Below are 24,040 nucleotides of genomic sequence, written 5' to 3' on the forward strand. Positions count from 1 at the left end.
CGCATGGCGTGGATCTACTGCAGATCGCAGAAAACTGTCGAAGGCGGGGTGGGGGGGGGGGGGGGGGGGGGGGGGGCGGGGGGGGGGGGGGGGGCGGCGGGGGGGGGGGGGGGGGGGGGCGCCCCCCCCCCCCCCCCCACCCCCCCCCCCACCCCGCCATCCCACGGAATTCCGCACTTGCTCTTGATGTCGCTCTGGCCTCTGCGGGTGCAGGGCGCCGTCCTGCCGAACTAAACTACCCGCCGTTGTCCCTGCAGGATTGCCCATGTTCGATACCTCGCCCCAGCTCGATTGCGCCGGCCGCATCCTGCGCCTCGACCGTGCCCGGGTCATGGGCATCGTCAACGTCACCCCGGACTCGTTCTCCGATGGCGGCGCGCACGACACCACCGAGGCCGCGGTCGCACATGGTCTGAAGCTGGTCGAGGAGGGCGCGGACCTGCTCGATATCGGCGGCGAATCCACCCGCCCGGGCGCCGCGCCGGTATCGGTCGAGGAAGAGCTGCGCCGGGTGCTTCCGGTGATCGAGCAGCTGGCCGCCCGTACCCAGGTTCCGATCAGTATCGATACCTTCAAGCCGGAGGTGATGCGTGCGGCCGTGGCCGCCGGCGCCGGCATGATCAATGACATCTACGGCCTGCGCCAGGAGGGGGCGCTGGACGCCGCCGCTGCAACCGGCGTGCCGGTGGTGCTGATGCACATGCAGGGCGAGCCGGGCCACATGCAGGCTGACCCACACTACGATGACGTGGTCGCCGAGGTGCACGGTTTCCTGGTGCAGCGCCTGTTCGCTGCAGAAATGGCCGGCATCGCGAAGAAGAACCTGCTGGTCGACCTCGGTTTCGGCTTCGGCAAGACCACGGCCCACAACATGACCCTGCTGGCGCGCTCGGAACGCTTCCTGGAACTGGGCGTGCCGATGCTGGCCGGCTTGTCGCGCAAGCGCAGCCTGGGGGAACTGACCGGCCGCGATACGCCGTCCGAACGCGTGGCCGCGTCGGTGGCCGCGCACCTGATTGCGGTGCAGCGTGGTGCGCGCATCGTGCGCGTGCATGACGTGGCGGCCACCGTCGATGCGCTGAAGATCTGGCAAGCGGTCGAGGCGGTGCCGACGCCGCGCGCCGACGCCACGCCGACGATCCGCTGGCCGGACGAAGACTGATGGGCATCGACCGGCGGCCACTGGCGATCGCCGTGATGGGGCCGACCGCAAGCGGCAAGACCGCCACCGCGATCGCCCTGGCGAAGCAGCTGGATGGCGAAATCGTCAGCGTCGATTCGGCGCTGGTGTACCGCCACCTGGATATCGGTTCGGCCAAGCCCGATGCGGCAGAGCGTGCGCAGGCGCCGCACCATCTGCTGGACCTGCGCGATCCCTGGCAGACCTACTCGGCAGCCGAATTCGCCGCCGATGCCGGCCGGGTCGTGGCCGACATCGTGGCACGCGGCAAGATGCCGATCCTGGCCGGTGGCACTGGCCTGTACTTCCGCGCCCTGTTGCAGGGCCTGTCGCCGATGCCGGAGGCCGATCCGGCGATGCGCGAAGCACTCAGCGCCGAGGCGGCCGAGCGTGGCTGGGCGGCACTGCACGCAGAGCTGGCCCAGGTCGATCCGGCGGCGGCCGCACGCATCCATGCCACCGACCCGCAGCGCATCCAGCGGGCGCTGGAGGTCTATCGCCTGACCGGCACCCCCATCACTGAATGGCAGCGCCGGCCGGGCGTGGCGCCGTTGCCGGTGCGCACCCTCAAGCTGATCCTGGCGCCGCGTGACCGCGCGGTGCTGCACCAGCGCATCGAGGCACGCTTCGACGCCATGCTGGCGCAGGGCTTCCTCGACGAGGTGCGAGCGTTGCGCGCGATGCCGGAAATGGCTGCCGTGGAGGCGCCGCTGGACCTGCCGGCAGTGCGCGCGGTCGGCTATCGCCAGGCCTGGGAGTACCTGGACGGGGAGGGCGATGCTGCCCGCTTCCGTGACAAGGCGATCTTCGCCACCCGCCAACTGGCCAAGCGCCAGCTGACCTGGCTGCGCGGCGAGCTTGATGCGCGCTGGTTCGACCCCCATATCGACCACGAGCGCCTGGCCGGCGCGGTGTCGACCTTCGTCGCACGCTGAACCCCCGCCAGCCGTGTAACATCATCGGTCGGCGGGCGGCTCGGGGGCCGTGGCAACCGTCGGCAACCCAATAAGAACAATAATCAGGAGTGTGCAATGTCCAAGGGGCAATCGCTGCAGGATCCTTTCTTGAACGCACTGCGGCGCGAACGCGTGCCGGTTTCGGTGTACCTGGTGAACGGCATCAAGCTGCAGGGCACGATCGAGTCGTTCGACCAGTTCGTGGTCCTGCTGCGCAACACGGTCAGTCAGATGGTCTACAAGCACGCCATTTCCACGGTCGTTCCGGCACGCAACGTGAAGGTCGGTCCGGGCGGTGGTTACGTGCAGTCGGGTGAAGGTGGTCAGGCAGGTGATGAAGCAGACGAGTAATACCGGAGCGGTGAATGTTTGACCGCTCAAAAAAGGGTGAACACGCCCTGTTGATCCAGCCCCATTTCGGCAAGCTGGAAGACGATGTGCTTGAAGAGTTCGGTGATCTGGCCCGCTCGGCTGGGGCCAGCATCGCCGCGACGATCACCGCACGCCTGGATCGTCCGAATCCGTCGACCCTGATCGGCAGCGGCAAGCTGGACGAGATCAAGGCCGCGGCCGATGCCAGCGGTGCCGATCTGATCCTGGTCAACCATGCGTTGAGCCCGGGCCAGGAGCGCAACCTGGAACGCTTCCTCGAGCGCCGGGTGATCGACCGTACCGGCCTGATCCTGGACATCTTCGCCCAGCGTGCGCACAGCCACGAGGGCAAGCTGCAGGTCGAGCTGGCACAGCTGCGTCACCTGGCCACGCGGCTGGTGCGCGGCTGGACCCACCTGGAGCGCCAGCGCGGTGGTTCGATCGGCCTGCGTGGCCCGGGTGAAACCCAGCTGGAAACCGACCGCCGCCTGTTGCAGAAGCGGGTCGAGCAGCTGCAGAAGCGGCTGGAAAAGGTCGAGGTGCAGCGCACCCAGATGCGCCGTGCGCGCGTGCGCAGCGAGCTGCCGCGTGTCGCGCTGGTGGGCTACACCAACGCCGGCAAGTCGACCCTGTTCAACGCCATGACCGGCGCCGAGGCCTATGCCGCCGACCAGCTGTTCGCAACGCTGGATCCGACCGTTCGCCGCATTGCGGTGCCGGGCGGCAACGTGGTGCTGGCCGACACCGTCGGCTTCGTCCGCGATCTGCCGCATGATCTGGTCGCTGCGTTCCGCTCGACCCTGTCCGAGGCGCGCGAGGCCGATTTCCTGCTGCATGTGGTCGACGCTGCCGATCCGCACCGCGAGGAGCGCATCGCCCAGGTGGACGAGGTACTGACCGCGGTCGGTGCCGGTGACCTGCCGCAGTTGCTGGTGTTCAACAAGATTGACCGGATCGAGGGCGCCGACGTTCGCCACGATGGCCAGGACGGTATCCCGGATGAGTCGCGTCGCGAGCGGGTGTGGATTTCCGCGCGTGACGGGCAGGGCCTGGAGCTGCTGCAGGCGGTGCTGGGCAAGCGCCTGGGCCTGCAGCATGTCACCGGCGAACTGCGCCTGCCGCCGGATGCCGGTCGCCTGCGTGCGCGCCTGCACCAGTTGGAAGTGATCCGCAGCGAGCAGGCCGACGAAGACGGCTGGCTGCTGCAGGTCGACCTGCCGATCGCAGAAGCCGAAAAGCTGGCCGCCAGTGCCGACGGCGCGCCGATCCGGGCGCTGCTGCCGGAGAAACTGCCGGAGTGGTGAGGTAGCGGCCCATGCCCGGTAGTGCCGGCCGCTGGCCGGCAGCGCAACCGTGCCGGAGGGGCGCGACATCCAGCTGTCATCTGCGGTACAACGTGCAGGTTCTTCACCCCACCGTCATGCCGATGTCCATTCCCACCGATGCTGAACTCAACGCCCAGTCCGCCGCGCTCGGGCAGCGCCTGCAGCAGGCCTCGCTGCAGCTGGTGACCGCTGAAAGCTGCAGTGGTGGCTGGATCGCCAAGTGCATGACCGACATCGCCGGTTCCTCGGCGTTCTTCGACTGCGGCATGGTGGTCTACAGCTACGAGGCCAAGCAGCGCCTGCTGGGCGTGCGTGCGCAGACGCTGGAGCAGTTCGGCGCGGTCAGCCGCGAAACCGTGCTGGAAATGGTGTCCGGTGCGCTGGTCAATTCCGGCGCCGGTATCGCCGTGGCGGTGACCGGCATCGCCGGTCCTGGTGGCGGCAGCCCGGACAAGCCTGTCGGCAGCGTCTGGATTGGCTGGAAGCGCCGCGGTGGCTACGCCCGTGCCGAGCTGTTCCAGTTCGACGGCGACCGCGAAGCCATCCGCCGGCAAACCGTGGCGGCGGCATTGCGCGGTATCGACGCCCAGCTGTGACATGCTGCTCCGGTAATCGTCCGGAGCACGCATGATGTGGGAAACGCTGGGCACGGTCCGTGACCTGGGCCGACTGCAGGAAATCGCCGTCGTCCTGATCCGCTATGGCTTCGGCGACGTGGTGCGGCGCATCGGCCTGGCCAGCACGCTGGAGCGGGCAGGGCGCCTGCTGCACTGGAACGAGGAGCGGCAGGAACTGTTGCGGATGACCGCGCCGGTGCGCGTGCGCAGCGCGATGCAGGATCTCGGCCCGACCTTCGTCAAGCTCGGCCAGGTACTGGCGACGCGCGTCGACCTGCTGCCGCCGGAATGGATCGCCGAGCTCTCTGAACTGCAGAACGCAGTGCCGGCGCTGCCGTACGCGGATATCCGCGAGCAGCTCGAGGCCGACCTTGGCGCATCGCCTTCAGAAGTGTTCGCCTTCCTCGATGAAACCCCGATGGCCGCCGCCTCGTTGGCGCAGGCCCACCGCGCGCGCCTGCATGACGGTCGCGAGGTGGTGCTGAAGGTGCGTCGCCCCGGCATCCGCGATGTGGTCGAGGCCGACCTGCGGCTGCTGGCCCGCCTGGCGGAGATCGTCGAGGCGCGCCTGCCAGACCTGCGCCGCTATCGCCCGGCCGAGGTGGTGCAGCAGTTCACCGTGTCGCTGCGTCGCGAGCTGGATTTCGCCGCCGAATGCCGCAATGCCGAGCGCATCGCGCGCAACTTCAAAGGCCGCGACGACATCCTGATTCCCGACGTGCACTGGCAGTGGACCTGCGAAAGCCTGAACGTGCAGGACTTCGTCGACGGCATTCCCGGGCGCGACCTGGCCGGCGTCGATGCGGCCGGGCTGGACCGGCGCGAACTGGCGCGGCGTGGAGCCGATATCGTGCTGAAGATGGTGCTGGAGGACGGCAGCTTCCATGCCGACCCGCACCCCGGCAACATCATCTACCTGCGCGACGGCCGTATCGGCGTGATCGATTTCGGCATGGTCGGTGCGTTGTCGGAGGTGCGCCGCTTCCAGGTCGCGCAGTTGCTGCACGGGCTGGTCGAGCAGGACCCGCAGGGTGTGGCCGACGTGCTGCTGGACTGGGCCGGCGGCGTGGAAGTGGACGAGAACCGGCTGCAGCACGACATCAGCCAGTTCGTCGACCAGTACCGTGGCGTGCCGCTGAAGGACCTGCGCATCGGTCTGATGCTGGGCGACATCACCCAGCTGCTGCGCAGCTACAGCCTGACCCTGCCGGCCGACCTGGCGCTGATGATCAAGGCGTTCCTGACCCTGGAAGGCATGGGGCGGCAGCTGGACCCTGATTTCGACATGGCCAGTGCCGCGCGCCCGTTCCTGGAACGGGTGGTGCTGCAGCGCTATGCGCCCAGGGCCCTGCTCAAGCGCGGCCGCCGCAGCTTGCTGGGCCTGGTCGACTTCGCCGGTGAACTGCCACGCGACCTGCGCAAGCTGGTCCAGGCCGCCCGCCGTGGGCGCCTGCAGCTGAAGGTGGAAACCACGGCGCTGCAGGGCTTCGGCGAGCAGGTCAACCGTGCGGCGAACCGGCTGGTGATGGGCATCGTCACCGCCGCATTGATCATCGGCTCGTCGATCGTGATGCACAGCGTTGGCGGCGTCTCCAGCCGCTGGCTGCTGGCACTGGGCGTGTGCGGCTTCATCGGCGCCGGCTTCTGCGGCGTCTGGATCCTGTTTTCGATATGGAGAAGCGGCAAGCACACATAGTGTGCTTGCCGCAGCGGTTCCCAACGGGAGCCGCGGAATCGCTGCGCGATTCCTGTAGAGCCGACCGCTGGTCGGCTGCTTCTGCTCTCGCCTTTGTCTCTGCCAGCCAGGCCAAGCCCGGCGACGATTACCGAGCACAGCTCGGCACCACAGCTGTCGCCGTGTCGCCCCCGGCACTTGCAGTCCCGCTCATTAGTAGTAATACTACTAACCATGGACCTGACCGACACCCAGCAGGCGATCCTGCAGTTGATCGCCGAGCGTATCGAGAGCGAAGGCGCGCCGCCGTCGCAGACTGAAATCGCACGTGCGTTCGGCTTCAAGGGCGTGCGCGCGGCCCAGTACCACCTGGAAGCCTTGGAGCAGGCCGGTGCGATCCGTCGCATCCCGGGCCAGGCCCGCGGCATCCGCCTGGTACAGGCGCCACCGGTCGAGAAGCTGGCCGAGCCGGGCCTGCCCGACAGCGTCCTGCGCCTGCCGGTATTGGGCCGTGTCGCAGCCGGCCTGCCGATCGGTGCCGATATCGGCTCGGACGACTTCGTGGTGCTGGACCGGGTGTTCTTCTCGCCGGCACCGGATTACCTGTTGAAGGTGCAGGGCGATTCGATGATCGACGAGGGCATCTTCGACGGTGACCTGATCGGTGTGCACCGCACCCGCGATGCCCATTCCGGACAGATCGTGGTGGCCCGCATCGATGACGAGATCACCGTCAAGCTGCTGAAGATCGCCAAGGATCGTATCCGCCTGCTGCCGCGCAACCCCGACTACAAGCCGATCGAGGTGCTGCCGGACCAGGACTTCTCGATCGAGGGCCTCTATTGCGGCCTGTTGCGACCCAACCGTTGACCCGTTCCATAGCGCATTACCCCGCGGTCTTTTGTGGCGATTCTCTGGTTCCACTGAGGTTGGTACGGATGTCCGATAATTCTTTTCAGAGCGCCGGGCAGAATCTCAGCCTGTGCGATACGTCCGACTTAAAGTGAACCCATGGCAAAGAAGACCCCCAAAGACAGCACCTCCAACGACACGACCTCTGCAAGGACCAATCCGATGGACGAGAACAAGAAGCGCGCCCTCGCTGCAGCTCTGGGCCAGATCGAAAAGCAGTTCGGCAAGGGCTCGGTGATGCGCATGGGTGACCGCGTGGTCGAGCCCGTCGAAGCCATCCCGACCGGTTCGCTGATGCTCGACATCGCGCTGGGCATTGGCGGTCTGCCGAAGGGCCGTGTCGTTGAAATCTACGGGCCGGAATCCTCGGGCAAGACCACGCTGACCCTGCAGGCCATCGCCGAATGCCAGAAGATGGGCGGCACCGCGGCCTTCATCGACGCCGAGCACGCGCTGGACCCGATCTACGCCGCCAAGCTGGGCGTGAACGTGGACGACCTGCTGCTGTCGCAGCCGGACACCGGCGAGCAGGCGCTGGAAATCGCCGACATGCTGGTCCGTTCGGGTTCGGTGGACATCCTGGTGATCGACTCGGTCGCCGCGCTGACCCCGAAGGCCGAAATCGAAGGCGAGATGGGCGACCAGCTGCCGGGCCTGCAGGCCCGCCTGATGAGCCAGGCGCTGCGCAAGCTGACCGGCAACATCAAGCGCTCCAACACCCTGGTGGTCTTCATCAACCAACTGCGCATGAAGATCGGCGTGATGATGCCGGGCCAGAGCCCGGAAACCACCACCGGCGGCAACGCGCTGAAGTTCTACGCTTCGGTGCGCCTGGACATCCGCCGTATCGGCGCGATCAAGAAGGGCGACGAGATCATCGGCAACCAGACCAAGATCAAGGTCGTCAAGAACAAGCTGGCGCCTCCGTTCAAGCAGGTCATCACCGAGATCCTGTACGGCGAAGGCATCAGCCGCGAGGGCGAGCTGATCGATATGGGTGTGGATGCCAAGCTGGTCGAGAAGGCCGGCGCCTGGTACAGCTACGGTGAAGAGCGTATCGGCCAGGGCAAGGACAACGCCCGTGGCTACCTGCGCGACAACCCGACGGTCGCTGCCAAGCTTGAAGCCGAGCTGCGCGAGAAGTTCCAGCCGACCGAAGCCACCCGTGAGGAAGGCGACGACGAAGGCGACGACGAATAAGGCTTGCTGTGGGGCAGGGCGGCGCCGTCAGTGACGTCGCCCTGTCCCGCAGGTTCGAATCGCCCAGGGATGGGCTGGGCGCCACGGATGGCGCCACCCTTGGAGCACCGATGTCCGACGCCGACGACATTCCCACCGGCCGCAAACGCCGGCCGCGCGAGCAGACCCCGGTACAACGGGCGCTGGGCCTGCTGGTCCGCCGCGAACACTCGCGCAAAGAGCTGACCCGCAAGCTGACCGCCCGTGGCATCGAGGATGAGGCCGCGCAGGCCGCTGTTGCCAAGCTGACCGAGGCGGGCTGGCAGGATGACACCCGCTTTGCCGAGAACCTGGTGCGGATGCGTGCCAATACCGGCTACGGGCCGATCCACGTGCGCGCCGAGCTCGGCACCCATGGCCTGGACAGCGAGGCGATCGCCGCGGCGATGGACAGCTATGAAGGCGACTGGCAGGAGAACGCCCGCGACCTGGTCCGCCGCCGCTTCGGCGAAACCGGCCCGCAGGACCTGGCGCAGCGTCGCAAGGCTGCGGACCTGCTGGCCCGACGGGGCTTCGACGGTGACAGTATCCGCCGCGCGACCCGCTACGACCCGGATGACTGAGACTGGCGGCGCCGGGCCTGATACCCTTTAGGTTTTCGGCGGTCCCGCGCGACCCTGGCCATTGCGGCCGGTGGTCCGGGTCCGCCGGCCCGCCGACTGCCAGCCCCCAATGAACGCATCCGCCAAATTCACGACTTCCCAGATCCGCAGCGACTTCCTTGAATTCTTCAAGGGCAAAGGCCACACCATCGTGCCGTCGGCGCCGCTGGTGCCGGGCAATGATCCGACCCTGCTGTTCACCAATTCCGGCATGGTGCAGTTCAAGGACGTGTTCCTTGGCGCGGAGAAGCGCAGCTACGTGCGCGCGGCCGACGTCCAGCGCTGCCTGCGCGCCGGCGGCAAGCACAACGACCTTGACCAGGTCGGCTACACCGCACGTCACCATACTTTCTTCGAAATGCTGGGCAACTGGTCCTTCGGCGACTACTTCAAGAAGGACGCGATTGCCTGGGCATGGGAGCTGCTGACCCAGGTCTGGAAACTGCCGGCCGAACGCCTGCTGGTCACCGTCTACCAGACCGACGACGAAGCGTATGCGCTGTGGCGCGACATGGTCGGCATCCCCGAGGAGCGCATCGTGCGCATCGGTGACAACAAGGGTGCGCCGTTCGCCTCGGACAATTTCTGGCAGATGGCCGATACCGGCCCGTGCGGCCCGTGCACCGAGATCTTCTACGACCACGGCGACCACATCGCCGGTGGCCCCCCGGGTTCCCCGGATGAAGACGGCGACCGCTTCATCGAAATCTGGAACCTGGTGTTCATGCAGTTCGATCGCCAGCCCGACGGCACCCTGGTGCCGCTGCCGGCACCGTGCGTGGATACCGGCATGGGCCTGGAGCGCCTGGCAGCGATCCTGCAGCACGTGCACACCAATTACGAGATCGACCTGTTCCAGGCACTGATCCGCAAGGCGTCCGAGCTGACCGGCACCGCCGATCTGGAGAACAAGTCGCTGCGCGTGATCGCCGATCACATCCGTGCCTGCTCGTTCCTGATCGTCGACGGCGTGCTGCCGTCCAACGAAGGCCGCGGCTACGTGCTGCGCCGTATCATCCGCCGCGCCCTGCGCCACGGCTGGATGCTGGGTGTGCGCCAGCCGTTCTTCAGCAAGCTGGTGCCGACCCTGGTCGAGCAGATGGGCGAGGCCTACCCGGAACTGCCGGCGGCGGTGGATACCGTCACCCGTGCGCTGCAGGCCGAGGAAGAGCGTTTCGCTGAAACCCTCGATGCCGGCATGAAGATCTTCGAGGACGTGGCCGGCAAGGCCAGCAATGGTGTGATCCCGGGTGTTGACGCGTTCCGCCTGTACGACACCTATGGCTTCCCGCTCGACCTGACCCAGGACATCGCCCGCGAGCGCGACCTGACCGTCGACATCGCTGGCTTCGATGCGGCGATGGAGCAGCAGCGCGAAACCGCGCGCGCGGCAGGCAAGTTCGGCGGTGGCGTGACCCTGCCGGCCGAGCTGGTGGCGACCCTCAGCCCGACCCGCTTCCTCGGCTACGACCGCCTGCAGGCCGATGACCTGACCGTGCTGGCCGTGCTCAAGGACGGCCGTCCGGTGCAGTCGGCCAATGCCGGTGATGCGGTCATCGTGATCACCAACCAGACCCCGTTCTACGCCGAGTCCGGCGGCCAGGTCGGTGACACCGGCGTGCTGACCGGCAACGGCGTGCGCCTGGTCGTGGACGACACCCAGAAGTTCGCCGGCCAGTTCCATGGCCACGTCGGCATCCTGTCCGAAGGCGGCCTGAAGGTTGGTGACGTGCTGTCCGGCCAGGTCGATGGCGAGCGTCGTGGCGCCACCATCCTCAACCACTCCGCCACCCACCTGCTGCATGCCGCCCTGCGCGAAGTGCTGGGCACCCACGTGCAGCAGAAGGGCTCGCTGGTGGCGCCGGATCGCCTGCGCTTCGACTTCTCGCACTTCCAGCCGATCAGCGCGGAAGAGCTGGCCGTGATCGAGCGCAAGGTCAATCAGCAGGTGCGTGCCAACAATGCAGCCGAAGTGCACAACATGGGCATGCAGGAAGCGCTGGACTTCGGCGCGATGGCCCTGTTCGGCGAGAAGTACGGTGAGCACGTGCGCGTGCTGAAGATGGGTGACTACTCCACCGAGCTGTGCGGCGGTACCCACGTCAACCGTACCGGCGACATCGGCCTGTTCAAGATCACCTCCGAGGGCGGCGTCTCCGCCGGCGTGCGCCGCATCGAGGCGGTCACCGGCCAGGGTGCCCTGGACTACGTGGACGCGGAAGAGGCTCGCCTGGCCGAAGCCGCCGACCTGCTCGGTGGCAGCGCTGCCGACGTGGTCGAGAAGATCCGTGCCCTCGGCCAGCGCCAGAAGCAGCTGGAGCGCGAACTGGAAGCCGTGAAGGCCAAGGTTGCCGCTGGCGCCACGGCCGACCTGTCCGGCCAGGCCGTCGAGGTTGCCGGCGTGAAGGTGCTGGCCGCCCGCCTGGAGGGCTTCGATGCCAAGGCCCTGCGTGACGCCATGGACCGCCTGAAGCAGCAGCTGGGCGATGCGGTGATCGTGCTGGCCGGCGCCCAGGACGGCAAGGCCGCCCTGGTCGCGGGTGTGAACGGCAGCGCAATGGGCAAGGTCAAGGCCGGGGAACTGTTGTCCCATATCGCCGGTCAGATCGGGGGCAAGGGCGGCGGACGCCCGGACCTCGCCCAGGGTGGTGGCGAGGACGGGCCCGCCCTTGCCACTGCGCTGGCTGCAGTCGTCGAATGGGTCAGCCCCCGCCTGTGATGAACCTGGCCGTCCCCCTCCTTGTAGGAGCGGGACGGCTGACGGTACCATTGCGAATCTTTTCCCTTTGTCGTGGTAGCGCTTCTTGACGGAGCGTCAAGCCGGTGGGGGATACCCTTCCACACGGTTCCATGGAGACTTACAAAAATGTTGATCCTGACTCGCCGCGTCGGCGAAACCCTGATGATCGGAGACTCGGTGAGCGTCACCGTGCTTGGCGTCAAGGGTAACCAGGTGCGTATCGGCATCACCGCGCCGAAGGACGTCGCTGTGCATCGCGAAGAGATCTATCAGCGCATCCAGCGCGGTGACGAAGCCGGTGGCACCGGTAGCGAAAATTCTGCCGAATAACGCTTTACCTTCGCACTCGATTAACGTTATGATTCACGCCCCGCTGAGGTGCAACGCACCAGACGCGGAGAAAACCCCGGAGTGATGCCCGAGTGGCCGAAGGGGCTCCCCTGCTAAGGGAGTATAGGGTCAAAAGCTCTATCGAGGGTTCGAATCCCTCTCACTCCGCCAGATACAAAGAAGCGCCTGCAGATCCTCGATCTGCAGGCGTTTTTCTTTATCCGACACTCGAAAGTACAGCCGGCGTGGAGCTGACTATCCTGGCTGATCGGTGCGGATGGCAGGCGTTGGCATGGGCGCGGGCGTCGCCGCTGGTGCCGGAGCGGGCGCACCGGGCAGCTGTGGCGGTTCAAGATAGCGAGGTGGGGTTTCCCGCCACAGCAAGGCAAGCGTGCAGTCGTTGGCACGTTCCCTGCACATTCTTTCGGCCTTCCGCTGCGCGGCGTCCGCGGTCTTCTCACCCAGTGCAAAGCCCAACGCAATCGTGCCGGTCGCTATGGCCGAATAGCCTTCGCTGCTGGTGCTGGCGGACTGACCGCAATTGCGCGATCGCGCTGCGCAGTAGTGCAGCGACTGCTGCATCACAGTGGTGAGGGAAGATTGGTTCATCGAATAGCCGTAGCGGCCATCCTTGTCGTAGGTGATCGCAGACGCAGCACTTGCGCCTGATGAAACGGACAACAACAGCGCCAGTGAGACCGCATGCTTCCAGTTCATCACGCTCTCCTTTTCTGCCGATGGTGAATCAACCGGGGAGCGTGGCGCAACCACGCAGGGGGTGCGATGGACGACGCCTGCAGGCCGTCTGCCTGCAGGCGTGTACCGATGCATCCGGTTGTCAGAGCTTCACCGTCACACCCACCTGGAAGCCCCGCCCGGGCAACGGTGCGATGTACTTCAACGGCGAATTGTGCGGCCGTGCTTCTTCATTGAGCAGGTTGCTGCCGTTGACGAACACCTCCACGCCGGCGATGTAGCTGTTGCGTACCGGCAGTTCGCGACTGACCTGCAGGTCGACCAGGTTGAACGCATCCAGCGGCACTTCCTCGCTCACGTTGCGGCCGAGGTACTTCTGCGTGTCGTAGTAGGTGCTGGACAGCTGCGCCTTCCAGCCCTCGCGCTGCCATTGCAGGTTGGCACCGTAGCGGTTGGTCGGCATGTTCGGCAGGTACTCGCCGTCATTGTGGGCACGCAGCGAATCGGGGCGGTCGGCCTTGTTCTTCACCAGGTCGGCGAAGGCGGACACATTCAACGTGCCGAAGCGGCCCAGGTCCAATGCCTGCGAAGCATCGATCTCGAAGCCCTTCACCGTGGTGTCGGTCTGCTTCCAGTACTTCAGTGGCAGGCGGTTGGCGGTCTGCAGGCCGGAGTAGCCGAGGTAGAGATAATTCTCGTACTTCATCCGGTACGCGGTAGCGGACAGCTCGAAACCGCCGAGATGGAACAGGCCGGTCAGTTCCAGGTTCTTCGCGCGTTCCGGTTCCAGATTCTGGTTGCCTTCTTCCTGGGTCATCACCGAGTAGTGTGCGTTGCTGGCATACAGCTCGTTGATCTCCGGGGCACGTTGCGAAGACGAGTAGCGCACCTTGGCCGCGAACATCGGCCCCAGCTCGACATACGAACCCAGGCTGTAGCTGTTGAGCCGGTAGTCGCGGTCCTGCAGTTTGGTGTTGGCGGCATTGCGCGCGGTCTTGAAGCGGCTGGGCTGCAATTCGTGATCCACACGCTCGTGGCGCACGCCGGCATCGAAGGTGGCCCAGCCGAAGTCCAGCGTCTCCTTCAGGAACACCGCATTGCTGCGCGTGTCCACGTCCGGCAGGTAGCGCTGCGAGCCGCTGCCGGTGACATCACGCGACTGATGGCTGAAACCGAGCAGGCCGCTGAGAGGGCCGATGCGTTGATGGCTGAGCAGCAGCTCGGCCTGGGTGCTCTCGAAATCGTAGTCGTTGGCCTTGGTGGCGCCCAGCCGCTCGCCTGAGGTGTTGTCCAGCTTGGAAACACGGAGTTCCGCGCGCTCGAACCACGGCAGTGGATCACGCAGCAGGGCTTCCAGCGCGTAGCGCTGCTGCTTGATCACCACGCCCACCGGCAGGCCATCGGCATAGTTGGAACCGAACGACAGGTTCTGCATCGAGAAGCCCGGTACGCCGTACTCGCTGTCCTTGGCATCGATGCTGACACCGACGTAGCCACGGTCGAAGAACAGGGTCGAGCCGAAGGCCACCTGACTGTTGCGCGCATAACTGTTGCCCAGCCGGCGATGGTAGTCGGCCGTCACATCGTTGTTGATCTGCTTCTGCACGTATGAAGGCGTGCCTGCGACGTAGGCCGGATTGATCGGATTGACGTAGGTGCGGCGCTGCCAGACCGAGGTCGGATTGTTGGTGTAGAACGAGAAATCACCATCGGCCCAGTCCGGGTTCTCGGTCATGAACTGGTCGATGTACGGCTGCGAGGCCTTGTTGTAGAGCTGCTGGACGCGCGCCTCTTTCTGGCAGGCGTCGGCCAGTGCCGAGTTGACGCCCCCGCCGGCCGGGAACAGCCCGGTGTTGCAGACGCTGGCCTTGCTGTTGCCGGGGATGTCGTAGTGCGAGATGCGTTGCCGCGACACCTGCAGATTGGTGGAGATGTTGCGCTGGTTGTTGAAGTTCATGCGGAAGCCCTGCGCGTCGGCCGCGTTGAAGCCCTTGCGCAGGACCAGTTCCATCGACTGGTCCTTGTCTTCCATGCTGCGCGAGATCAGGGCCGAGTCGATCTCCACGCTGCCGCCGATCGCATTGCCCCCATAGCGCACGGTGTCGGAGGACTTGTTGACGGTGACGCTGCGTACGAACAGCGGATCGAACGGGATGTTGATGTCACCGCTGATCGCGTTCATGCCCAGAATCGATTGGCCGTCCTGCAGGATCTGCACGCGGTTGCCGCTGAGGCTGCGGATGACCGGAGCGCCCGCGTTTGGCCCGAAGGCGCTGCTCTGCACACCGGAGACGTGTTCGAGCAGGCCGCCGAGGGTGCGGTTCTGCGCCTGCGGATTGTCGACGGTGACCCGGCTGTCGATGCGCGAAGGCTGGGTGGCCTGGACCTGGAGGGTGGGGAGGGTGGGTTCGTCCGCGGCCTGGGCGGTGTGGACGGCGAACAGAATGGCTGCAGCAAGGAGATGGCGGCGCATGACACGATCCGTGAAGTTGATGTGAAATGTTATAACGTAACTATTTGTATCGACAAGGGCGGATTGGGCCTTGCCACCAGGGCTGGATATGAGAACGGTTCTCATATGAGAATGGCGGGTGATTTTTCACGGGCGCACCATGCACAGCCTCACCCTCGCCGACCTGGACCGCCTGGGCCGCAGCAGCGGCTTCCGCTATCGGCTGCCTGCACTTGCGTCCGCTGCGGATTCGGGCGCGCTGTGCGTGGTCGAGGGCAGGGTGGAACAGCGCTGCTTGCGCCCTGGCATCAGCCTGGCGCTGTCGGACGTGGTCGCGCATCAGCCGTTCGAGGCGACTTCGGAGGCACCCCCGCCGTTCGCTGCGATCGTGATGCTGGAAGGTCGTGCCAGAGCACGCCTGGAAGGGCAGGCTGTGATCGGCATGAACCGCGGCGCCGGCGCGATGATGTTGGCCGATGCCACGCCGATGACTGCGATTCATCCGGCCGGTCAACGGATGCGCAGTCTGAATGTCTCGCTGGATGCACCGGCCGAGATGGATGATCCGGTGATCAGCGAACTGCTGTTGCAGGCGCATCGCCATGGTCGCCGGCGGCTGCACAGCTGGCAGGTACCCGCGCATCTTGAACATGCCGCCGAACAGTTGCTGTCGGGGACCTGGCAGGGCGCAATGCATGCGCTGCTGTGCGAGGGTGTGGGCCTGCAGATGCTGGCGATGGCGTTGGGTGCGCCTGCCCAGGAGGCATCGCCGGACCAGCGTGTTTCAGCACGTGATCGCCGCATGCTGCAACGGGTGATCGACTGCCTGCAGGCATCACCTGCGGCTGACCACAGCCTGGAGGATCTGGCGCGCCTGGCCTGCATGAGCTCGAGCAGCCTGCGGCTGAAGTTCCAGCAGGTGCACCGGTGTTCGGTGTTCGCCTGGCTGCGCGAGCGGCGCCTGCAGCTGGCCTGCGAGCAGCTGCGGCAGGGCTGCAGCGTGCAGCAGGCCGCACATTTCGTCGGCTACCGGCACGCCACCAATTTCGCGACCGCATTCCGCGCGCGCTACGGCATCGCGCCCAGCGAGCTTCGCTGAGTCCGGACCACCGTCGGCAGTGCGCATACGCCTGCTGCGTCCGCGCATACGTACGCTCACGCTCAAATGACAATAATTCTCATCCAGCCTTTCCTTCCCGCTGGATCTCCGATGCCTGCCTGTTTCCGCCCGTGTGCCCTGGCTAGCGCCATCGGCACGACCCTGGCGCTGTTCAACGCTGCCCACGCCGCCGAACGCGCCCCTGCCGCGACGACCTCCCAGCTCCCGACCGTGCAGGTCACTGCCGACCTTGATGGCAGCACCGAAACGTCGCGTTCGTACACCACCGATTCGATGGGCACGGCGACCGGACTGTCGCTGACCTCGCGGCAGACCCCGCAATCCGTCAGCGTGGTCACCCGCCAGCAGATCGAGGACCGTGGCCTGCTCAGCACCGCCGATGCCCTGGCGACCGCACCCGGCATCTCGGTCACGCGCAGCGACGCCAACCGCTATTCGTTCTCCGCACGCGGCTTCGACATCGACAACTACCAGTTCGATGGCGTGGTGATGCCGGTGCTGTCGCCGTGGAATTTCGGCGAGAACAACCTGGACATGGTGGTGTATGACCGCATCGAGATCGTGCGCGGCGCCAACGGCCTGATGACCGGCGCCGGCAATCCCTCGGCGGCGGTGAACTATGTGCGCAAGCGCCCGATGCGCGAGTTCGCTGCCAGTGGTGGCATCAGCCTCGGCAGCTGGGACGCACGGCGCGCGTGGGCGGATGTGTCCAGCCCGCTGAGCCGGGAAGGGCGTGTGCGTGGTCGCCTGGTGGCCGCGCAGGCAGAGGGCGACAGCTACACCGCTGGCCTGGACAGTACGGCGAAGACGCTCTACGGCGTGGTCAGCGTGGACTTGGGCGAGGACACCGGGTTGATCGCCGGCATCTCCTACCAGGGCAACGACAACCGTGGCTTCGGCAGCGGCTTCGCGCTGTTCAACGCCGATGGCACGCGTACCCGCTTCGACCGCTCGGTATCAGCCACCGCGCCGTGGGCACGGATGAGCACCGATACCCGCAACGGCTTCTTCGATTTCAACCATCGTTTCAGCAACGACTGGCAGGCGCGCGTCTCCTACAGCCGATCGCATACCGACATGGAGATGAAGCATCTCTATCGCGGTGGCTATCCTGACCCGGTCACTGGCGCCATGCCCAATGGCAACAGCTTCACCCGCTACGACGGTCCGGTGCGCCGCGAAGCGATCAGCGCCAGCCTGACCGGTCCGTTCCAGCTGTTCGGCCGCCAGCACACTGCGTCCATCGGCTGGTCGCGCTCACGCGATGAAATCGCGCTGGGGCAGTACCGCGCGCTGGCGCCGCTGCCGCCGTTGGCCAGCTATCTGGACTGGCACGGGCCGGGCACGCCGGAGCCGACGTGGGCCAGCAGCAAGACCCAGGCCGATGACCTGGACAACCATCAGAGCGGTGCCTACGCGGTGGCGCGGTTGTCACTGGCCGATCCGCTGCACGTGATCGTCGGTGGCCGCATGAGCAACTGGGAGACCGACCAGGTCTACTTTGGCACCAAGCGGAAGTACCGCTACCGCAACGAGTTCGTACCGTATGCCGGCGTGGTCTGGGACCTCAACGGCTACAGCAGCGTGTACGTCAGCTACACCGGCATCTTCAAGCCGCAGAACAACCGCAACGAATCCGGGCAGATCCTCGATCCGGTCAGTGGCCGCAGCTATGAGCTGGGCCTCAAGGGCAGCTGGCTGCAGGAGCGCTTGAATGCGTCGGCGGCGCTGTTCCGCACCCAGCAGGACAACCTGGCCGAGGCCACTGGTGGTCTGGTCGAAGGCAGCACGCAGGCGGCCTACCGTGCGGTGAAGGGCGCAACCGTGGATGGCCTGGAACTGGAGCTGGCCGGCGAGCCGCTACCGGGCTGGAGCCTGGGTACCAGCTTCACCACCTTCATCGCGCAGGATGCACAGGGACGGGCGATCAACACCGCCAAGCCGCGCAGCCTGTTCAAGCTGTTCACCACCTGGCGGCTGCCGGGTGCCTGGGACCGGCTGACGATCGGCGGTGGCGCGGACTGGCAGAACCGCATGTACCAGACCGCCACCGCGCCAGGGAATCGCCGTGTGCCGGTGGAGCAGCCCGGCTACGCGCTGGTGAACCTGATGGCGCGCTACCAGTTCAGTTCCCACGTCTCTGCGGCGGTCAACATCAACAATCTGTTCGACCGCCACTATTACTCGCAGATCGGCTTCTACAACCAGGGCTGGTACGGCGCGCCGCGAAACGTGATGTTCACTGTGAAGGTTGGCTATTAAGGCACGGCGTTGCCCTCCGTTCAGCGCCCTGCCTTGTGCGGGGCGCCGATGCTGTGCAGCATCCGGATGCTGCGCCCCACAGTGCTTCACGCAGCGTCCTCTTCACGGGAACGGAGCAACGTATGAAGCTGTTGTCCGCTGTGTTGTTGTCTGCGCTTTCATTCCCCGCCGTTCCGGCGCTGGCAGTGGAGGCGTCTTCTTCACCGCTGTTGGGGCGCTGGTCGCTGGATATCGCTACGTCTGCGTTGCCCGAGGCGCAGCGCCCGAAGCAGGTGGTGCTGGAGTTCAAGGACGCCGGTGCGGGGCGTTGGAGTTCACACGTGGACATCGTCCTGCACGACGGCAAGACCATGAATTCCGACGGCACGCTGGCGCTGGACGGCACGCCGGGGCCCTTGTCCGGCACCTATGGCGCAGACAAGGCCAACCTGAAACTGCCAGCGCCGAACACCCTGGTGATGCAGCTGGTGGACCACGGCACGCCGGCCTCCACCCGTATCTATACCGTCGCGGCCGACCGCTCGACGATGACCGAGACCAAGGCGTTCTACGGCCACGACGGTACGCCGATCCTGCAGACCAATCTGTTCAAGCGAATGCCCTAGCGTTGCCGCCGGCACCACGCCCGTAGAACGGGCGTGGTGAATGCAGCAGCCTTACACCGCAGCAGGGTCGCGCTTGCCGGTGTCGATGCCGTACTTGTCGATGGCGTCCTGCATCCGCGCGCGCTCGATGCGGCCTTCGTCGGCCAGCGACTTCAGGGCGGCCAGCACGATGAAGTGGCGATCCACTTCGAAGAACGTGCGCAGCGACTCACGCGTGTCGGAGCGGCCGAAGCCATCGGTACCGAGCGCGGTGAAGCGGCGGTCGTTGATGAAGGGACGGATCTGGTCGCCGACGATCTTCATGTAGTCGGTGGCCACCACCACCGGGCCTTCATGGCCCTGCAGGCACTGCTGCAGGTAGGGCATGCGGGGCTCCTCGGCCGGATGCAGCAGGTTCCAGCGCTCGGCGGCCAGGCCATCGCGGCGCAGTTCGGTCAGGCTGGTCGCGCTCCACACATCGCTGGCGATGCCGAAGTCCTGCTGCAGCAGTTCTGCCGCGGCTTCCACTTCGCGCAGGATCGAACCGCTGCCCATCAGCTGCACGCGTGGCTGCGAGTCGCTGTCGGCGGCCGCCGGGTGTAGCAGGTACAGGCCCTTCAGGATGCCGGCCTCGGCGCCCTCGGGCAGCGCTGGCTGCGGATAGTTCTCGTTGAGTACGGTGATGTAGTAGTAGATGTCTTCCTGCTCGACGTACATGCGGCGCAGGCCGTCGTGGATGATCACTGCCAGCTCGTAGTTGTAGGTCGGGTCGTAGGATACGCAGCTCGGGATGACCGACGACAGCACGTGGCTGTGGCCGTCGTCATGCTGCAGGCCTTCGCCCATCAGCGTGGTGCGGCCGGAGGTGGCACCCAGCAGGAATCCACGGGTGCGCGCATCGGCGGCGGCCCAGGCCAGGTCACCGACGCGCTGCAGGCCGAACATCGAGTAGAAGATGTAGAACGGGATCGTCGCCAGGCCGTGGTTGCTGTAGGCGGTGCCGGCGGCGATCCACGAGCAGATCGCGCCGGATTCGTTGATGCCTTCCTGCAGGATCTGGCCGTCCTTGGCTTCCTTGTAGTAGCTCAGCTGGCCGGCATCCTGCGGGGTATACAGCTGGCCCAGGTAGGAGTGGATGCCGATCTGGCGGAACAGGCCTTCCATGCCGAAGGTGCGCGATTCATCGGGCACGATCGGAATCACCAGCTTGCCCAGCTCCGGGTCCTTCAGCAGGCTGGTGAGAATGCGCACGAAGCCCATGGTGGTGGACTGTCCGCGATCGCCGCTGCCCTGCAGCTGGGTGTTGAAGATCGACAGCGGCGGCAGCGGCAGCGGATCGACCTTGGCCAGGCGCGCGGGTAGTTGCCCGCCCTGGATGCGGCGGCGCTCGGCGAAGTAGATGGCTTCGGCGCTGCCCGGTTCCGGGCGCAGATAGGGCATCTCCTCCAGCTGGTCGTCGCTGACCGGCAGGTTGAAACGGTCGCGGAAGGCGCGCACCGCGTCGGCGCTCATTTTCTTCAGCTGGTGGTTGATGTTCTGGCCTTCACCGGCTTCACCCATGCCGAAACCCTTGACCGTCTTGGCCAGGATCACCGTCGGCCGGCCGCTGGTGTTCACCGCCTGCTGGTAGGCGGCATACACCTTCTGCGAATCATGGCCACCACGCGCCAGCGCCCAGATGTCGTCGTCGCTCATGTGCGCGACCAGCTCCAGCAGTTCGGGGTAACGACCGAAGAAGTGCTCGCGCACGTAGGCACCGTTCTGCGACTTGAAGGTCTGGTAGTCGCCGTCCACGCATTCCATCATGCGCTGGCGCAGCAGGCCGCTGTGGTCGCGGGCCAGCAGGTCGTCCCAGCCGCTGCCCCAGATCAGCTTGATCACGTTCCAGCCAGCGGCGCGGAAGGTGCCTTCCAGTTCCTGGATGACCTTGGCGTTGCCACGCACCGGACCGTCCAGGCGCTGTAGGTTGCAGTTCACCACGAACACGATGTTGTCCAGCCGCTCGCGGCCGGCCAGCGAGATCGCCGCCAGCGATTCGGGCTGGTCCATCTCGCCGTCGCCGAGGAAGGCCCAGACTTTGCGGCCCTGGTGTTCTTTCAGGCCGCGGTATTCCAGGTAACGCATGTAGCGCGCCTGGTAGGCGGCGGTCAGCGGGCCCAGCCCCATCGACACGGTGGGGAACTGCCAGAACTCCGGCATCAATCGCGGGTGTGGATACGAGGACAGGCCTTCGCGCCCGGCTTCACGGCGGAAGTTGTCCATGCGCGCCGGATCGATGCGGCCTTCCACGTACGCGCGGCCATAGATGCCCGGCGCGGAGTGGCCCTGGATGTAGATCATGTCGCCGTCGAAGGTGTCGGTACGGCCACGGAAGAAATGATCGAAGCCCACGTCGTACAGTACTGCCGCCGACTGGTAGGTGGCGATGTGGCCACCGACGTTGGAATGCTTGCCGGCACGCAGCACCATCACCATCGCGTTCCAGCGGATCATCGCGTTCAGGCGGCGCTCGATGGCCAGATCACCCGGGTAGGCCGGCTGGCGCTCGGGCGGGATGGTGTTGACGTAGGCGGTCCAGGCACGGGTATGCAGGTCGCCGTGCTGCTGTGCATCCAGCTCGCTGAGCTGGTCGATCAGGTAGTGCGCGCGCGGCCGGCCACCGGTCTGCATCACCGCTTCCAGTGATTCACGCCACTCGCGGGTTTCCAGCGGATCGGTGTCGAAGGGAATGAGCGCTTGGTTCATGACTGTCTCCAGAGGGCGCCGGTCGGACTTCTGCCTGGGCGACAACACCGGCAGGGCGCACAGCACTGGAGCGGGGTCGCAACGGCGGGGCCGTGACGCGAAGGGCGACCGTGGCGGCCGCCGAGAAGACAAGCGTAGGCCCGGCCACCCGGCTTCGATAGGCGGGCCCGGCTTGGGTCTCTGGCAAGCAAGGGTTGGCACGGCGCGCCGTATCATGGGCGGGCGTGCTGGGTGCGGCCGCTGATCAGGCCGGTGACAGGCCCGGGAAGAACATCGGGATGACCGCCACACCAATGCCCAGCAGGCACCAGGCCACGATCGGCAGCCAGCCCGAGAGCTGCTGGCAGCGTTCCGGCAAGCGGCGTCCTCCGATCCACAGCAGCAGGGTGAGCAGGCCCAGCGCGTAGGCGAGGGCGACGACCACCGGATGCACGTGGACGACACGGCTGGGCGGCCACATCTGCTGCTGGTACGCGGTGGTGTGGGCGACCAGCAGCAGGAACAGCAGGCTGCTGAGGGTGTTGATGGCGGTGCGGGCGTTCATTGCGGGGCACTCCTTGTGCCGGCTGCCGGAAACTGCAGAGGCGGCATTCTAGCGGCTGCCTGCCGGCAGTTGAAACGCCACTGTCATCGATGGCCGTCACCCTGCGGGGCTTTCCAGCCTTGGGGTGGTTGGCCGGCCGTGAACAGCGTGAGGATCTGGGAGAAGAGCTATGCGCTGCGGCGGCGGCTGCTGCGCGGCTTCTTCCTGCGCCGGGGCTCTGCCAGCGAAGATGCCGAAGATCTGGCGCAGGAGGTTTATCTGCGGCTGCTGCGCAGCACCGGTGAGCATGCCGACGCGGTCGAGAACCCGGAAGCCTACCTGTTCACCGTGGCCGCCAATCTTGCACGGGAGCACGCGCGCGCGCGTTCTTCGCTGCCGCCGCTGGAGGACGTCGACCTCCTGGCCGAAGTGCTGAAGAGCGAAGAAGACATCGAAGGCGAATTCGAGCGCGCGCAGCGCTGGAACGATATCCGCACCACCATCGCACGGCTGCCGGCGACCACGCGGCGGGTGATGGAGCTGCATTACCGCGACGGGCTGGACTGCCGGGCAATCAGTCAGCAGCTGCAGGTCTCGGTGCACATGGTGCGCAAGCATATCGGCAAGGGGCTGGACGCCTGCAGGAAGGCGCTGGGCGCCAGGGAGCTCACATGAAACGGAATCCATCGGGTGCGGCCGACGACGCGATCGCCAGCGAGGCCATGGACTGGTTCCAGCGCAATCGCGAGGGCGTGCTGGGCGAAGCCGAGCGGGTTGCGTTGCTGGACTGGATGAAGCGCTCGCCGGAGCATGTGCGCGCCTATATGCACGCGCTCGCACTGCACCGGCAGATTGGTGAGGCGCTGCAATCGGCATTGGCTGAAGAGGCCTCGGTGCCGCCACAGCAGGCCGCTGCCAAGGTCGTGCCGCTGTTCGGACACGCACAGGCCCCGCTGCGCAGTGCGCCGCACAGCCGTCGCACGCGTTGGTGGGTGGCGGCTGCCGCAGCCTGTATCGCCCTGCTCGGCGTGGGCCTGGTTCCGCAGCTGATGCCTACCGAGCAGCTTTACAGCGCCGGACATGGAGAAATTCGCGACCTGGTGCTGCCCGACCAGACCCAGGTGCGGCTCAACGCGGACAGCCGCCTGCGGGTGCGCATGGGCGGGTTCAGCCGCAGGGTGGAGCTGCTGCAGGGCGAGGCCACGTTCGACATCGCCCAGGACCGACGGCCGTTCGAGGTGCAGGTGAACAGATTGCAGATCCGCGATATCGGCACGGTGTTCGACGTGTCGCGACGGCTGCAGGGCACCCGCATCGGTGTGGTTTCCGGCGAGGTGGAAGTGTGGAGCCACGGTGCGGATGCGCGGCGTCTTGCACAACTGGGCAAAGGCCAGGTGGTGCAGGTCGACGCGCGCAGCCATGCGGTCGAGTCGTTGGATGTGCCGTTGTCGATGCTGCTGGACTGGCAGCAACGCAAGGTCTCTTTCCTGGACGAGCGGCTGGATGAGGTGGCCGCCGCCTTCAACCGCCACAACCAGGTGCAGGTGCGGGTGCTGGATGAAGGTGCGGCGTCGGCGCGGTTGTCCGGCAGCCTGGACGCGCATCGCATCGGTGCGCTGCAGGCCTTCCTCGAGCGCGACCCGCGCTTCGTGGTGCGGCGCGAAGGCGACACCGTGCGGGTTGGCAGTCGCTGAGGTCGACATGGCCGTG

General features: G+C 66.3%; 20 protein-coding genes and 1 tRNA gene. 17 read left to right on the forward strand and 4 right to left on the reverse strand.

Features of this window, described 5'->3' with window-relative positions:
- Nucleotides 1-265 precede the first annotated feature (265 nt).
- The 12 genes from folP to V3B64_RS21180 all read left to right on the forward strand — a co-directional run bounded on the left by folP (nucleotide 266) and on the right by V3B64_RS21180 (nucleotide 12,119).
- Nucleotides 266-1,162 carry a dihydropteroate synthase gene (folP, locus tag V3B64_RS21125; protein WP_329914904.1) on the forward strand — a complete coding sequence of 299 codons (897 nt, stop codon included), beginning with the start codon at nucleotides 266-268 and terminating at the stop codon, nucleotides 1,160-1,162.
- Entirely contained in the window at nucleotides 1,162-2,115 is a 954-nt protein-coding gene (miaA, locus tag V3B64_RS21130; protein ID WP_180859969.1) for a tRNA (adenosine(37)-N6)-dimethylallyltransferase MiaA, read from the forward strand. Before folP ends, miaA begins: the two co-directional genes overlap by 1 nt.
- Before the next feature lie 96 nt (nucleotides 2,116-2,211).
- A complete protein-coding gene (hfq, locus tag V3B64_RS21135) occupies nucleotides 2,212-2,487 on the forward strand; it encodes an RNA chaperone Hfq (protein WP_004152891.1) in 276 nt (91 codons plus the stop codon).
- 14 nt (nucleotides 2,488-2,501) lie between these two features.
- Nucleotides 2,502-3,812, forward strand: a complete 1,311-nt coding sequence (hflX, locus tag V3B64_RS21140; RefSeq protein WP_032128411.1) for a ribosome rescue GTPase HflX — start codon at nucleotides 2,502-2,504, stop codon at nucleotides 3,810-3,812.
- Nucleotides 3,813-3,934: 122 nt separating this feature from the next.
- Nucleotides 3,935-4,429 carry a nicotinamide-nucleotide amidohydrolase family protein gene (locus tag V3B64_RS21145; RefSeq protein ID WP_010484249.1) on the forward strand — a complete coding sequence of 165 codons (495 nt, stop codon included), beginning with the start codon at nucleotides 3,935-3,937 and terminating at the stop codon, nucleotides 4,427-4,429.
- 34 nt (nucleotides 4,430-4,463) lie between these two features.
- A complete protein-coding gene (gene ubiB, locus V3B64_RS21150) occupies nucleotides 4,464-6,146 on the forward strand; it encodes a 2-polyprenylphenol 6-hydroxylase (RefSeq protein ID WP_049461320.1) in 1,683 nt (560 codons plus the stop codon).
- 213 nt (nucleotides 6,147-6,359) lie between these two features.
- Entirely contained in the window at nucleotides 6,360-6,995 is a 636-nt protein-coding gene (gene lexA / locus V3B64_RS21155) for a transcriptional repressor LexA (protein WP_032128412.1), read from the forward strand.
- Between the two features lie 204 nt (nucleotides 6,996-7,199).
- Nucleotides 7,200-8,237, forward strand: coding sequence for a recombinase RecA (recA, locus tag V3B64_RS21160; RefSeq protein ID WP_049449560.1), 1,038 nt, complete (start codon nucleotides 7,200-7,202; stop codon nucleotides 8,235-8,237).
- A 110-nt stretch (nucleotides 8,238-8,347) separates the two neighbouring features.
- Nucleotides 8,348-8,839: a recombination regulator RecX gene (gene recX, locus V3B64_RS21165; RefSeq protein ID WP_329914905.1), complete on the forward strand. Its 492-nt coding sequence runs from the start codon at nucleotides 8,348-8,350 to the stop codon at nucleotides 8,837-8,839.
- Nucleotides 8,840-8,948: 109 nt separating this feature from the next.
- On the forward strand, nucleotides 8,949-11,597 hold the full coding sequence (gene alaS, locus V3B64_RS21170; protein ID WP_329914906.1) for an alanine--tRNA ligase: 2,649 nt from the start codon (nucleotides 8,949-8,951) through the stop codon (nucleotides 11,595-11,597).
- 147 nt (nucleotides 11,598-11,744) lie between these two features.
- Nucleotides 11,745-11,948 carry a carbon storage regulator CsrA gene (csrA, locus tag V3B64_RS21175; RefSeq protein ID WP_004152909.1) on the forward strand — a complete coding sequence of 68 codons (204 nt, stop codon included), beginning with the start codon at nucleotides 11,745-11,747 and terminating at the stop codon, nucleotides 11,946-11,948.
- Between the two features lie 78 nt (nucleotides 11,949-12,026).
- A tRNA-Ser gene (locus tag V3B64_RS21180) sits at nucleotides 12,027-12,119 on the forward strand.
- 84 nt (nucleotides 12,120-12,203) lie between these two features.
- Here the strand turns inward: V3B64_RS21180 and V3B64_RS21185 are convergent.
- Nucleotides 12,204-12,665 carry a DUF4189 domain-containing protein gene (locus tag V3B64_RS21185; RefSeq protein WP_329914907.1) on the reverse strand — a complete coding sequence of 154 codons (462 nt, stop codon included), beginning with the start codon at nucleotides 12,663-12,665 and terminating at the stop codon, nucleotides 12,204-12,206.
- Nucleotides 12,666-12,786: 121 nt separating this feature from the next.
- The gene (locus V3B64_RS21190) at nucleotides 12,787-15,117 is read right to left on the reverse strand and encodes a TonB-dependent receptor (RefSeq protein ID WP_329914909.1); all 2,331 of its coding nucleotides are present in this window, start codon (nucleotides 15,115-15,117) and stop codon (nucleotides 12,787-12,789) included.
- A 139-nt stretch (nucleotides 15,118-15,256) separates the two neighbouring features.
- Here V3B64_RS21190 and V3B64_RS21195 point away from each other — a divergent pair, with 139 nt between their 5' ends.
- From V3B64_RS21195 to V3B64_RS21205, 3 genes are all read left to right on the forward strand, one after another.
- Entirely contained in the window at nucleotides 15,257-16,195 is a 939-nt protein-coding gene (locus V3B64_RS21195; RefSeq protein WP_329914911.1) for a helix-turn-helix transcriptional regulator, read from the forward strand.
- Between the two features lie 111 nt (nucleotides 16,196-16,306).
- On the forward strand, nucleotides 16,307-18,478 hold the full coding sequence (locus tag V3B64_RS21200; RefSeq protein ID WP_329914912.1) for a TonB-dependent siderophore receptor: 2,172 nt from the start codon (nucleotides 16,307-16,309) through the stop codon (nucleotides 18,476-18,478).
- Nucleotides 18,479-18,600: 122 nt separating this feature from the next.
- A complete protein-coding gene (locus V3B64_RS21205; protein ID WP_329914913.1) occupies nucleotides 18,601-19,083 on the forward strand; it encodes a LuxR family transcriptional regulator in 483 nt (160 codons plus the stop codon).
- Between the two features lie 51 nt (nucleotides 19,084-19,134).
- Here the strand turns inward: V3B64_RS21205 and aceE are convergent, their stop codons facing one another.
- Together aceE and V3B64_RS21215 are read right to left on the reverse strand one after the other, a co-directional pair.
- Nucleotides 19,135-21,807: a pyruvate dehydrogenase (acetyl-transferring), homodimeric type gene (gene aceE / locus V3B64_RS21210; protein ID WP_329914914.1), complete on the reverse strand. Its 2,673-nt coding sequence runs from the start codon at nucleotides 21,805-21,807 to the stop codon at nucleotides 19,135-19,137.
- Between the two features lie 244 nt (nucleotides 21,808-22,051).
- Nucleotides 22,052-22,351 carry a hypothetical protein gene (locus tag V3B64_RS21215; RefSeq protein ID WP_049422680.1) on the reverse strand — a complete coding sequence of 100 codons (300 nt, stop codon included), beginning with the start codon at nucleotides 22,349-22,351 and terminating at the stop codon, nucleotides 22,052-22,054.
- Nucleotides 22,352-22,489: 138 nt separating this feature from the next.
- Between V3B64_RS21215 and V3B64_RS21220 the strand changes: the two genes are divergently transcribed.
- Together V3B64_RS21220 and V3B64_RS21225 are read left to right on the forward strand one after the other, a co-directional pair.
- Complete coding sequence (locus tag V3B64_RS21220) at nucleotides 22,490-23,005, forward strand: sigma-70 family RNA polymerase sigma factor (RefSeq protein WP_329914915.1); 516 nt, start codon at nucleotides 22,490-22,492, stop codon at nucleotides 23,003-23,005.
- Nucleotides 23,002-24,024, forward strand: a complete 1,023-nt coding sequence (locus tag V3B64_RS21225; protein WP_329914916.1) for a FecR domain-containing protein — start codon at nucleotides 23,002-23,004, stop codon at nucleotides 24,022-24,024. Before V3B64_RS21220 ends, V3B64_RS21225 begins: the two co-directional genes overlap by 4 nt.
- The last annotated feature ends 16 nt before the right edge of the window (nucleotides 24,025-24,040 follow it).

It is taken from the genome of Stenotrophomonas sp. SMYL86 (assembly GCF_036320025.1).
Classification (GTDB): domain Bacteria; phylum Pseudomonadota; class Gammaproteobacteria; order Xanthomonadales; family Xanthomonadaceae; genus Stenotrophomonas; species Stenotrophomonas maltophilia_A.

Bases quoted from the DNA above. Each gene is read 5' to 3' on its own strand.
- V3B64_RS21145 (WP_010484249.1), top strand. From the start codon at position 3,935: ATGTCCATTCCCACCGATGCTGAACTCAACGCCCAGTCCGCCGCGCTC.
- V3B64_RS21225 (WP_329914916.1), top strand. From the start codon at position 23,002: ATGAAACGGAATCCATCGGGTGCGGCCGACGACGCGATCGCCAGCGAG.
- V3B64_RS21200 (WP_329914912.1), top strand. From the start codon at position 16,307: ATGCCTGCCTGTTTCCGCCCGTGTGCCCTGGCTAGCGCCATCGGCACG.
- ubiB (WP_049461320.1), top strand. From the start codon at position 4,464: ATGTGGGAAACGCTGGGCACGGTCCGTGACCTGGGCCGACTGCAGGAA.
- recX (WP_329914905.1), top strand. From the start codon at position 8,348: ATGTCCGACGCCGACGACATTCCCACCGGCCGCAAACGCCGGCCGCGC.
- folP (WP_329914904.1), top strand. From the start codon at position 266: ATGTTCGATACCTCGCCCCAGCTCGATTGCGCCGGCCGCATCCTGCGC.
- hflX (WP_032128411.1), top strand. From the start codon at position 2,502: ATGTTTGACCGCTCAAAAAAGGGTGAACACGCCCTGTTGATCCAGCCC.
- aceE (WP_329914914.1), bottom strand. From the start codon at position 21,807: ATGAACCAAGCGCTCATTCCCTTCGACACCGATCCGCTGGAAACCCGC.
- V3B64_RS21205 (WP_329914913.1), top strand. From the start codon at position 18,601: ATGAAGCTGTTGTCCGCTGTGTTGTTGTCTGCGCTTTCATTCCCCGCC.
- V3B64_RS21195 (WP_329914911.1), top strand. From the start codon at position 15,257: ATGCACAGCCTCACCCTCGCCGACCTGGACCGCCTGGGCCGCAGCAGC.
- recA (WP_049449560.1), top strand. From the start codon at position 7,200: ATGGACGAGAACAAGAAGCGCGCCCTCGCTGCAGCTCTGGGCCAGATC.
- V3B64_RS21185 (WP_329914907.1), bottom strand. From the start codon at position 12,665: ATGAACTGGAAGCATGCGGTCTCACTGGCGCTGTTGTTGTCCGTTTCA.
- V3B64_RS21215 (WP_049422680.1), bottom strand. From the start codon at position 22,351: ATGAACGCCCGCACCGCCATCAACACCCTCAGCAGCCTGCTGTTCCTG.
- alaS (WP_329914906.1), top strand. From the start codon at position 8,949: ATGAACGCATCCGCCAAATTCACGACTTCCCAGATCCGCAGCGACTTC.
- hfq (WP_004152891.1), top strand. From the start codon at position 2,212: ATGTCCAAGGGGCAATCGCTGCAGGATCCTTTCTTGAACGCACTGCGG.
- lexA (WP_032128412.1), top strand. From the start codon at position 6,360: ATGGACCTGACCGACACCCAGCAGGCGATCCTGCAGTTGATCGCCGAG.
- csrA (WP_004152909.1), top strand. From the start codon at position 11,745: ATGTTGATCCTGACTCGCCGCGTCGGCGAAACCCTGATGATCGGAGAC.
- miaA (WP_180859969.1), top strand. From the start codon at position 1,162: ATGGGCATCGACCGGCGGCCACTGGCGATCGCCGTGATGGGGCCGACC.
- V3B64_RS21190 (WP_329914909.1), bottom strand. From the start codon at position 15,117: ATGCGCCGCCATCTCCTTGCTGCAGCCATTCTGTTCGCCGTCCACACC.